The 13,150-nt window shown below is 71.7% G+C and carries 1 protein-coding gene; it reads right to left on the minus strand.

Translation table 11 applies throughout. From position 1 onward, the window contains the following. Positions 1–13,120: amino acid adenylation domain-containing protein (locus tag ABD901_RS57010; protein ID WP_345144491.1), on the minus strand; the 13,120-nt coding region annotated here is incomplete at its 3' end. Between the last annotated feature and the right edge of the window lie 30 nt (positions 13,121–13,150).

Here is a 13,150-nt window from a genome sequence, read left to right on the forward strand (position 1 = left end):
CCGCATCCCGGGCAACCGCCCGCAGCCCGTCGACGATCTCCGCCGGAACGCTGAACTCCAGCGCGGCACCCTCGCTCGAGCGCACCGGCGGCCGCGGCCGATCCGTCGGCAACTCCAGCACCGGCGCACCGGCGAGCGCCTCCCGCCAGTAGCCGAGCTGCCCTTCGAGGACCTCGCCGGTCAGCCACTGGCGCTGCCACAGGGCGAAGTCGGCGTACTGCACCGGCAGTGCGGGCAGCTCCGAGCCGGCGTACAACGCGCCCAGCTCATCCTGCAGGATGTCGGCCGACCACTCGTCGCCGACGACGTGGTGCATCGCGAGCGCCAGCACATGCTCGTCCGCCGCGACCCGCACGAGCGTCGCTCGGAACAGCGGCCCGGCCGCCAGGTCGAACGGCACGACCCGGTCCGCGGCCAGCCACGCATCGGCGGCCGCGGCCGGGTCCGACTCCTCGGAGACGTCCACGACCGGCAGCTCGAACCGCGCCGGCGCCGGGTCGATCACCTGGTACGGCACGCCGTCCGCGCCCGCGACCAGCCGCGTCCGCAGCACCTCGTGCCGGGCGACCAGCCCGGCCAGCGCGGCCGCCAGCGCCTCGACGTCCACGTCGCCTTCCAGCGCGATCGCGGCCGGCATGTTGTACTCGACGGAGTCCGGCTCCAGCTGCGCCAGGAACCACAGCCGCTGCTGCGCGAACGACAACGGCAGCAGCTCGTCCCGGCCGACCGGCACGATCGGCGGCGCGATGTCGCCCGGCGTCGCGGCCTCGATCACCCCGGCGAGACCGGCCACCGTTGGCGCGTCGAACAACGCCGCCACCGGTACCTCGACGTCGAACACCGCCCGCACCCGCGACACCACCTGGGTGGCCAGCAGCGAGTGCCCGCCCAGCGCGAAGAAGTTGTCACCGGCGCCGACCCGCTCCACGCCCAGCAGCTCTGCCCAGATCCCGGCCAGCACCTCCTGCACCGGCCCGACCGGGGCGACGAACTCCCCGGTCAGGTCCAGCCGGGCCGCATCCGGGGCCGGCAGCGCGGCCCGGTCGACCTTGCCGTTGACGTTCAGCGGCAGCGACGCCAGCTCCACGTACACCGCCGGCACCATGAACTCGGGCAACCGATCCCGCAAGAACCCGCGCAGCTGCTCCACGCCCGCCAGGCCGGCCGCCCGGTCCGCCGGCACGAGATACGCCACCAGCCGCCGGTCCGCTTCGTCGCCGTCGGCGATCACGACCGCGTCGGCGATCGCCGGATGCTCCCGTAGCACGGCCTCGATCTCGCCCGGCTCGATCCGGAACCCGCGGACCTTCACCTGCGCGTCGGCCCGGCCCACAAACTCCAGCCGGCCGTCGCCGAGCCACCGCACCACGTCCCCGGAGCGGTACAACCGTCCGCCGTCGCCGGAGAACGGATCCGCGACGAACCGCTCCGCGGTCAGCTCCGCCCGGCCCGCATACCCGCGAGCCACACCCATGCCGCCGATGAACAGCTCGCCGGGTACGCCGACCGGGACCGGCCGCAAGTACCGGTCCAGCACCTGCACCCGCACGTTGCCCAGCACCGATCCGATCGGCGGCGCCGAGCCGTCCAGCACGGTCACACCAGCCGTGCTCATCACCGTCGCCTCGGTCGGACCATACGTATTCACCAGGCGCGAACGCCCCGCCCACTTCCCCGCAAGGCCGGCGCTGAGCCGCTCCGCCCCGACGACCCAGGTATCGACGCCAGGAACCTGCTCGGGGTTGAGCTGCGACAACAGCGACGGCACCACACTGGCCACACCAACCCGCTCCGCCCGGATCAGACCCGCCAACCGGGCCGGCTCGGACCGCTGCACACCGGAGGCGATCACCAACGTGCCACCGCCGGACAGCGTCACCGCCACATCCAGCACCGCCGCGTCAAACCCGAACGACGCGAACTGCAGCACTACGCGGCCAGGTGCCATCCCGAACTCCGGCGCCAGCCGCGTCACCAGGTTCACCAAACCGCGGTGACCGACCACCACACCCTTCGGCACACCCGTCGAACCCGACGTGTAGATCACATACGCCGCCCCCGCGCCCGTAACCGCCGGCAACTCGGCGGTCGAGGACCCGTCGAGGTCCTCCAACCACGTCACCGCAACACCGGCCGCTGCGAGCCCCGCCGCTACCGGACGCTCACCCAGCACCACCGAGGCACCACCATCGGCGGCCATGAACGCCAACCGCTCGGCCGGGTAGCCGGGATCCATCGGCAGGTACGCACCACCGGCACGCCACACCGCCAACACGGCGACCACGAACTCCACGCCGCGGTCCAGGCAAAGGCCTACCACCGACTCGGCACCCACGCCGAGCCCACGCAGCTGTCGCGCCAATTGCTCTGATCGACCCCACAACTCGCCGTAGGAGAGCACGTCGTCCCCGCAGCGCACCGCCACCGCGCCGGGATCCGTCGCCACCCGCTCGGCGATCAGCTCCGGGACGCCACTCACCGACGGCAGCGCCGCCACCGGCGCCGTCCACCCCGTCAACGCCGCCCGCTCCACCTCGGTCAGCACCGGCAGCTCCGACAGGCGGCCGGCGGAGTCCGCCGCCACCGCGGACAGCAGCTCCACGAAGTGGCCGACCAGCCGGACCATCCGTTCGGCGTCGAACAGCACCGTGCTGTACTGCACCGCGCCGACCAGGCCCGAGCCGGCCTCGCTCAACGACACCGACAGATCGACCTTCGCCGGCATGGCCCGCGGCGCCGTCACACCCTCGACCGGCACGTCGCCGCTGTCACCCGCCACGAAGTTGAACAGCACCTGGAACAGCGGCGTTCGCGACCGGTCCCGGACGACTCCCAGCTCGTCGACGAGCTGCTCGAACGGGAGATCCTGGTGGGCGTACGCGGCCAAGGTCCGCGACCGGACCCGGTCCAGCAGCTCCACGAAGGTCGGATCGCCCGACAGGTCGGTGCGCAGGACAAGGGTGTTGACGAAGAAGCCGATCAGGCCCTCGATCTCGGCCCGGTTCCGGTTGGCGATCGGCGTGCCCACGACGATGTCATCCTGGCCCGAGTAGTGGCCGAGGAGCGTCGCGAACGCCCCGAACAACGTCATGAACATCGACGCGCCCGAGTCCCGCGCGGCGGCTCGCAGCCCATCGACGACGTGCGCCGGGATGCCGAACCTCACCTCGGCGCCCTCGGTCGAGCGCACCGCCGGGCGCGGCCGATCCGTCGGCAGCTCCAGCACCGGCGCCCCGGCCAGCGCCTCCCGCCAGTAGCCGAGCTGCCCTTCGAGGACCTCACCGGACAGCCACCGCCGCTGCCACACCGCAAAGTCCGCATACTGCACCGGCAGCGCCGGCAGCGCCGAACCGGCATACAACGTGGCCAGCTCGTCCTGCAGGATGCCGCCCGACCACTCGTCGCCGACCACGTGATGCATCGCCAGCGCCAGCACGTGCTCGCCCGCCGCCACCCGCACCAGCGTCGCCCGGAACAACGGCCCGGCCGCAAGATCGAACGGCACCGCCCGGTCCGCCGCCAGCCACGCATCGGCCGCCGCGGCTGGATCCGACTCCCCGGAGACGTCCACGACCGGCAGCTCGAACCGCTCCGGCGCCGGGTCGATCACCTGATACGGCACCCCGTCCACGCCGGCCACCAGCCGCGTCCGCAACACCTCGTGCCGGGCGACCAGCCCAGCCAGCGCGGCCGCCAGCGCCTCGACGTCCAGGTCGCCCTCCAACGGGATGGCGGCCGGCATGTTGTACTCGACGGAGTCCGGCTCCAGCTGCGCCAAGAACCACAGCCGTTGCTGCGCGAACGACAACGGCAGCAACCCGTCGCGGCCGGCCGGCACGATCGGCGGCGCGATCGCACCCGGCGTCGCCGCCTCGATCACCGCCGCGAGACCGGCCACCGTCGGCGCGTCGAACAGAGCCGCCACCGGCACCTCAACGTCAAACGCGGCCCGCACCCGCGACACCACCTGAGTGGCCAGCAGCGAATGCCCACCCAGCGCGAAGAAGTTGTCGACGGCCCCGACCCGCTCCACCCCGAGCAACTCCACCCAGATCCCGGCCAGCAGCTCCTGCACCGGACCCGCAGGAGCTACGAACGCCTCCACCAGATCCAACCGAGCCGCATCCGGAGCCGGCAACGCCGCCCGATCCACCTTCCCGTTGACGTTCAACGGCAGCGACGCGAGCTCCACAAACACCGCCGGCACCATGAACTCCGGCAACCGCGCACCGACCCAACTCCGCAACACCTCAACCCCAGGCACACCAACACCGGCATCCGCGGGCACCAGGTAGGCGACCAGCCGACGGTCCGCCTCATCACCATCGGCGATCACAACCGCGTCGGCCACCGCTGCGTGCTCGCGTAGCACGGCCTCGATCTCACCCGGCTCGATCCGGAACCCACGGACCTTCACCTGCGCATCCGCCCGGCCCACAAACTCCAGCCGACCGTCGCCGCGCCACCGCACCACATCTCCAGAGCGGTACAACCGACCGCCATCACCAGAGAACGGATCCGCGACAAACCGCTCCGCGGTCAACTCGGAACGGCCCGCATACCCGCGAGCCACACCCATACCGCCGATGAACAGCTCACCAGGCACCCCGACCGGAACCGGCCGCAAACACCGGTCCAACACCTGCACCCGCACATTGCCCAACACCGACCCGATCGGCGGCGCCGAACCATCCACCACCGCCAAACCGGCAGTACTCATCACCGTCGCCTCAGTCGGACCATACGTATTCACCAGACGCGAACGCCCCGCCCACACACCAGCAAGGTCAGCGCTGAGCCGCTCGGCACCCACCACCCACGTGTCAACGCCAGGAACCTGCTCGGGGTCGAGCTGCGACAGTAGCGACGGCACGACGCTGGCCACCTGGACCCGCTCCGCTCGGATCAGACCCGCCAACCGGGCCGGCTCCGAGCGCTGCACACCAGCCGCGATCACCAACGTGCCACCGCCCGACAACGTCACCGCCACATCCAGCACCGCCGCGTCAAACCCGAACGACGCGAACTGCAGCACTACGCGGCCAGGTGCCATCCCGAACTCCGGCGCCAGCCGCGTCACCAGGTTCACCAAACCGCGATGACCAACCACCACACCCTTCGGCACACCGGTCGAACCCGACGTGTAGATGACATACGCCGCTTCGGCGCCCGTGACCGTCGGCAACTCGGCGGTCGAGGACCCGTCGAGGTCCTCCAACCACGTCACCGCAACACCGGCCGCCGCCAATTCCGCCGCCACCGGACGCTCGCCCAACACCACCGACGCACCACCGTCGGCGGCCATAAACGCCAGCCGCTCGGCCGGATAGCCGGGATCCATCGGCAGATACGCACCACCGGCACGCCACACAGCAAGGACCGCGACCACGAACTGCACGCCGCGGTCCAGACACAGACCGACCACCGACTCCGGACCCACACCAAGCCCACACAGCTGCCTCGCCAACAGCTCCGAACGACCCCACAACTCGCCATAGGTGAGAGCGTCGTCGCCGCAACGCACCGCCACCGCGCCGGGATCCGCCGCCACCCGCTCCGCGATCAGCTCATGCACCGCACCCACCGCCGGCACCGGCGCGGCCGAGGCATTCCAAACCTGCAACTCGCGGCGCTCGACGTCGGTCAAGACCGGCACCAGCGACAACCGGCTGTCCGGCGCCGCGACGATCGCCGACAGCAGCTCTACGAAGTGGCCGACCAGCCGGACCATCCGCTCTGCGTCGAACAAGACCGTGCTGTACTGCACCGCGCCGACCAGGCCCGAGCCGGCCTCGCTCAACGACACCGACAGATCGACCTTGACCGGCATCGCCTGCGGCTGCGAGACGCCCTCGATCGCGGTCTCGGCGCCGTCACCCGCCACGAAGTTGAACAGGACCTGGAACAGCGGCGTTCGCGACCGGTCCCGGTCCACGTCCAGAGCGTCGACGAGCTGCTCGAACGGGAGATCCTGGTGCGCGTACGCGGCCAGGGTCCGCTCCCGCACCCGGGCCAGCAGCTCCACAAAGGTCGGATCGCCCGACAGATCGGTGCGCAGCACGAGGGTGTTGACGAAGAAGCCGATCAGGCCCTCGATCTCGGCCCGATTCCGGTTCGCGATCGGCGTGCCCACGACGATGTCGTCCTGGCCCGAGTACCGGCCGAGGAGCGTCGCGAACGCCCCGAACAATGTCATGAACATCGACGTTCCGGCATCACGGGTAACCGCCCGTAGCCCGTCGACGATCGCGCCAGGGATCCCGAACTCGATCACCGCGCCCTCGGTCGAGCGCACCGCCGGGCGCGGCCGATCCGTAGGCAACTCCAACACCGGCGCACCCGCCAGAACCGCCCGCCAGAACCCCAACTGGCCATCGAGCACCTCACCCGACAGCCACCGCCGCTGCCACACCGCAAAGTCCGCGTACTGCACCGGCAACGCGGGCAGCTCCGCGCCGGCGTACAACGCGCCCAGCTCATCCTGCAGAATCCCGCCCGACCACTCGTCGCCGACCACGTGATGCATCGCCAACGCCAGCACGTGCTCGTCGCCGCTCAGCCGCAGCAGCGTCGCCCGGAACAACGGCCCCGCCGCCAGATCGAACGGCACCGCCGCATCCGCGTCCAGCCACGCCTCCACTCCGCCCGGCGCCCCGGACACATCCACCACCGGCAGCTCGAACCGCTCCGGCGCCGGATCGATCACCTGATACGGCACACCATCCGCACCGGCGACCAGCCGCGTCCGCAACACCTCATGCCGGGCGACAAGCCGGCCCAGCGCGGCCGCCAGCACCTCGACGTCCAGATCACCCTCCAACGGAATCGCCGCTGGCAGGTTGTACTCGACCGAGTCCGGCTCCAACTGGGCCAGGAACCACAACCGCTGCTGCGCAAACGACAACGGCAGCGGCGCATCGCGCTCCACCGGCACAATCGGCGGCACAACCACACCCGGCGCCGCCGCCTCAATCACACCCGCAAGACCCGCAACGGTCGGCGCATCAAAGACCGCCGCCACCGGCACCTCAACGCCAAACACCGACCGCACCCGCGACACCACCCGCGTCGCCAACAACGAATGCCCACCCAACGCGAAGAAATTGTCGACCGCCCCGACCCGCTCCACCCCCAACAACTCCGCCCAAACCCCGGCCAACACCTCCTGCACGGGACCCGCAGGAGCCACGAACCCCTCCACCAACGCCAACCGCGACGCATCCGGCGCCGGCAACGCCCGCCGATCCACCTTCCCGTTCGCGTTCAACGGCAACGACACCAACTCCACAAACACCGCCGGCACCATGTACTCCGGCAACCGCTCCCGCACCACCCCCCGCAACCCCACCACCGACAACACAGCCTCACCATCCGACACCACATACGCCACCAACCGCCCATCAACCGCCACCACCACCGCCGCAGCAACCCCCGCACACTCCCGCAACACAGCCTCAATCTCCGCCGGCTCAATCCGGAACCCACGCACCTTCACCTGCGCATCCGCCCGACCCACAAACTCCAACCGCCCATCCGCCCGCCACACCACCACATCCCCAGTCCGATACAACCGCCCACCATCACCAGCAAACGGATCCGCAACAAACCGCTCCGCCGTCAACCCCGGCCGCCCCTGATAGCCCCGCGCGACACCAGCACCACCAATCCACAACTCACCCGGCACCCCAACCGGCACCTGACCACCCCACCGATCCACCACATACCAACACGTCCCCGCAATCGGCGACCCCAACGTCACCACATCAACAACCCGGTCACACGACGACCACACCGTCGTCTCCGTCGGGCCGTACATGTTCCACACCTCACCCACCCGCGACACCAGCTCCGCAGCCAGGCCGGCAGGGAACGCCTCACCACCACACAACACCCGCAACCCAGCCCGCCCCGACCAACCATCATCCAGAAGCATCCGCCACGTCGCCGGCGTCGCCTGCATCACCGACACCCCACCCAACAGATCCGCCAACAACGCCGGCGAACGCACCGCCGCACGATCAGCCACCACCACCCCACCACCAACCGTCAACGGGCCGAACAACTCCAAACCAGCAATGTCGAACCCGAACGTCGTCACCGCCAACACCACATCACCCGCCGACAACCCCGGCCGCGCCAACATCGCCGCCACAAACGCCGCCAACGCACCGTGCGAAACCGCCACACCCTTCGGCCGACCCGTCGAACCCGACGTATACATCACATACGCCACACCACCCGGCACCACCGAACCCGACACAACATCGACGTCAGTGCCGGCCTCATCCAGCCACAACGTCGACGCCACCATCCCAGCCAGCGGCTCCGCACAACCCCGATGACCGACCAGCACCCGCAACCCCGAATCCGCCACGATGTACGACAAACGCGCCACCGGCTGATCCGGATCCAACGGCACATAACCCGCGCCGACCTCCCACACCGCCAACGCCGCCACCACAACATCAACCCCACGCTCCACACACAGACCAACCAACGACTCCGCACCCACACCCAACCCACGCAACCGCCCAGCCAAACCCAACACCCGCCGCCGCAACACCCCATACGTGAGCACCACATCACCGCACCGCACCGCCACCCGATCCGGATCCGCCACCGCCCAACCAGCGATCTGCGCACCGACACCACCCGACCACGGCAACACCGGATCGCCCGCGCACCACACCGCCAGATCCGCCGACTCCACCGACGTCAACACCGGCACCTCGGAGAGGCGCACGCCCAGCGCCACACCGGCCAGCAGCCGCTGCAGATGGCCGACCAAACGCGCCATCCGCGCGTCGTCGAACAGCGCCGTCGAGTACTGGACCGAACCGAGCAGCACGCCGCCGACCTCGGCCAGGGACACCGACAGGTCGAACTTCACGGGCACCGGCGTCGGGTCCGCGGTGTCGACGTCCGGCGCCGGCCCGTCGTCGGTGACATAGTTGAACAGGACCTGGAACAGCGGCGTGCGCGAGCGGTCCCGGTCGACGCCCAGCGCGTCGACCAGCTGCTCGAAGGGCAGGTCCTGGTTGGCGTACGCGGCCAGGGTCCGCTCCCGGATCCGGCCGAGCAGCTCCGCGAATGTCGGGTCGCCGGACAGATCTGTGCGCAGGACCAAGGTGTTGAGGAAGAAGCCGATCAGGCCCTCGATCTCGGCCCGGTTCCGGTTCGCGATCGGCGTGCCGACCACGACGTCCTCCTGGCCCGAGTACCGGCCCAGCAGCACCGTGAACGCGCCCAGCAGCGTCATGAACATCGACGCGCCGGCGTCGCGGGCCACTGCCCGCACGCCCGCGACGACGTCGGCCGGCACCACGAAGCTGACCGCCGCCCCGTCGCTGCTGCGCTGGGCCGGCCGTGGCCGGTCGGTCGGCAGCTCCAGCACCGGCGCCCCGGCCAGCGTCTCCCGCCAGTAGCCGAGCTGGCCCTCGAGCACCTCGCCGGAGAGCCAACGCCGCTGCCACACCGCGAAGTCCGCGTACTGCACCGGCAGCGCCGGAAGCTCCCGGCCGGCATACAGCGCGCCGAGCTCGTGGCGAAGGATGCCGGCCGACCACTCGTCGCCGACCACATGGTGCATCGCCAGCGCCAACACGTGATCGTCGGCCGCCACCCGCACCAGGGTCGCCCGGAACAGCGGCCCGGCCGCCAGATCGAACGCTACCCGGCCGTCGGCCGCGAGCCACGCCCGCGCCGCCGCGACGGGGTCCGGCTCCCCGGACACGTCCACCACCGGCAGCTCGAACCGCGCCGGCGCCGGATCGATCACTTGGTACGGCACGCCGTCGGCGCCGGCCACCAGCCGCGTGCGCAGCACCTCGTGCCGCGCCACGAGGCCGCCCAGTGCCGCCGCCAGCGCCTCGACGTCGACCTCACCGGCCAGGTCGATCGTGGTCGGCGTGTTGTACTCGATCGAGGCGGGGTCGAGCTGGGCGAGGAACCACAGGCGCTGCTGCGCGAACGACAGCGGCAGCGGGCCGCCGCGGTCCACCGGCACGATCGGCGGCGCCGCATCCCCGGGCGCCGCGCCGTCGATCACGGCGGCCAGCCCGGCCACGGTCGGCGCGTCGAAGATCGCCGCCACCGGTACCTCGAGCCCGAACGCCACCCGCACCCGTGACACGACCTGGGTCGCCAGCAGCGAGTGCCCGCCCAGCGCGAAGAAGTCATCGGCGGCGCCGACCCGCTCCACGCCGAGCAGCTCGGCCCAGATCCCGGCCAGCGCCTCCTGCGTCGGCCCCGCAGGCTCCACGAACCCGCTCGTCAGCTCCAGCCGGGCGCCGCCCAGCTCGGCGCGGTCCACCTTCCCGTTCGGCGTCAGCGGCAGCGCCGCCAGCTCCGCGAACACCGCCGGCACCATGAACTCCGGAAGCCGCGCCCGCAGCCACGCGCGAAGCTCCTCCACGGCCGGCACTTCGGCGACCGGCACGACGTAGGCGACCAGGCGGTCCTGGCCGGCGTCGGCGACGACGACCGCGGCGGCGACCCCGGGATGGGCGCTCAGGGCGGCCTCGATCTCGCCGGGCTCGACCCGGAAACCGCGGACCTTCACCTGCGCGTCGGCCCGGCCGAGGAATTCGAGCTGGCCGTCCGGCCGCCAGCGGGCGCGGTCGCCGGTGCGGTACAAACGGGATCCGTCGGCCCTGAACGGATCGGCCACGAACCGTTCGGCGGTGAGTTCCGGTCGCCCGCCATAGCCGCGGGTGACGCCGGGTCCGCCGATGTACAGCTCGCCGGTCACGCCCGCCGGGACCGGGTTCAGCCACCGGTCGAGCAGGTGGAGCCGGGTTCCGGGCAGCGGTCCGCCGATCGGCGCCGGCCCGTCTGCCGCGCCGGCGCCGGCCGGGTCGCCGTAGGTCGAGTCGATCGTCGCCTCGGTGACGCCGTACGCGGTCAGCAGCCGCACGTCCGGGCCGAGCACCCGGCGGGTCCGGCGCGCCGACGGGGCCCGCCACACGTCGGTCGTGACGACCAGCAGCCGCAGCGCGTGGAGCGCAGTTGCGGCGGCCGCCAGGTGCTCGGTGAGGTCGTCGACGTACCGCGGCGCGCATTCGAGCGCCTCGATCCGCCGCTCGCGCAGCAGCCGGGCGAACCCGGCCGGCTCGAGCTGGGCGCCGGGGTCGCCGAGGACGAGCGTGCCGCCGGAGCACAGCGCCCGCACGAGGTCGCCGGTGAACACGTCGAAGCTGGTGTTGGCCAGCGACAGCCACCGGTAGCCGGCGCCGTCGGGGAAGTGGGCCCGGGACCAGCCGGCGTACAACGCCAGCAGCGACCCGTGCGCGATGAGGCTCGCCTTCGGCCGGCCGGTGGAGCCGGACGTGTAGATCACGGCGGCGAGGCCGTCGGTCTCCACGGTCACCGCCGGGGTTCCGGCCGGGCGGGCGGCGATCCGGGCCGCGGTGGCCGGGTCGTCGAGCCACACCGTCACGGCGCCGCCGGGCGGGGCCGGCGCGACCGCGCGGTGGCCGATCAGCACCTCGGCGCCGCCGTCGGCCATCATGTACTCCAGCCGCTCGGCCGGATAGGCGGGGTCCAGCGGCAGGTATGCCCCGCCGGCCTTCCACACCGCCAGGACGGCCACGACGACGTCGATGCCGCGCGCGAGGCACAGCCCGACCACCGACTCGGGGCCCACGCCGAGGTCGCGCAGGTGGTGGGCCAGCCGGTCGGCCCGCTCCTCGAGCTCGCCGTACGTCAGCGCCGCGCCGCCGGCGTCGACAGCGGTCCGCGCGGGCGCCAGGGAGGCGCGCTCGGCGATGCGGTCGTGGATCCCGCCCCGGGACGGCGGCGCGACGGCGTCGCCGGCCCAGGTTCGCACCGTCTCGAGTTCCGCCGCGGTCAGCACGGGCAGCGTGGACAGCCGGTCATCGGCCCGGGTCGCGATCGCCCGTAGCAGGGTCGTGAGGTGCCCGACCAGCCGCCGCACAGTCGAGGCGTCGAACAGGGCGGTGGAGTACTCGACGGCGCCGCCCAGCCCGCCCGCCCGCTCCCCCAGGGAGAGCGTCAGGTCGAACAGCGCCGGCACCGCCCGCGGCGGCGTGACGCCCTCGGCGATCGGGTCCTCGGTGTCGGCGGCAACGTAGTTGAACATGACCTGGAACAGCGGCGTGCGGGAACGGTCGCGGTCCACGCCGAGCTCGTCGACGAGCTGCTCGAACGGGAGGTCCTGGTGGGCGTACGCGGCCAGCGTCCGCGACCGGACCCGGCCCAACAGCTCGCCGAACGTCGGGTCGCCGGACAGATCCGTGCGCAGGACAAGGGTGTTGACGAAGAAGCCGATCAGGCCCTCGACCTCGGCCCGGTTCCGGTTCGCGATCGGCGTGCCGACCACGATGTCGTCCTGGCCGCAGTACCGGTGCAGCAGCGTCGTGAAGGCGCCCAGCAACGTCATGAACATCGACACGCCCGCGTCGCGAGCCACCCGCCGCAGACCGTCCGCCACGCCGGCCGGGATGGCGAACTCGAGCACGGCACCCTCGGTGGAGCGCACCGGCGGGCGCGGCCGGTCCGTCGGCAGCTCCAGCACCGGCGCACCCGCCAGCGCCTCCCGCCAGAACCCGAGCTGGCCCTCCAAGACCTCGCCCGACATCCACTGCCGCTGCCACACCGCATAGTCCGCGTACTGCACCGGCAACGCCGGAAGCTCCGCACCCGCATACAACGCGGCCAGCTCGTCGCGGAGAATCCCGCTCGACCACTCGTCGCCGACCACGTGATGCATCGCCAACGCCAGCACGTGCGCGTCCGCCGCCACCCGCAGCAGCGTCGCCCGGAACAACGGACCGGCCGCCAGATCGAACGGCACCCGACCATCGGACGCCAGCCAAGCCCCCACCTCGGACACATCCACCACCGGCAGCTCGAACCGCTCCGGCGCCGGATCGATCACCTGGTACGGCACGCCGTCCGCACCGGCCACCAGCCGCGTCCGCAGCACCTCGTGCCGCGCCACCAAGCCACCCAACGCGGCCGCCAGCGCCTCGACGTCCAGGTCGCCTTCGAGGGGAATGGCGGTCGGCATGTTGTACTCGATCGAGTCGGGCTCCAGCTGCGCCAGGAACCACAACCGCTGCTGCGCAAACGACAACGGCAACCGCACACCCCGATCCACCGGCACCACCACCGGCGCCACCACACCCGG

The sequence above is a fragment of the Dactylosporangium darangshiense genome (assembly GCF_039537565.1).
Classification (GTDB): domain Bacteria; phylum Actinomycetota; class Actinomycetes; order Mycobacteriales; family Micromonosporaceae; genus Dactylosporangium; species Dactylosporangium darangshiense.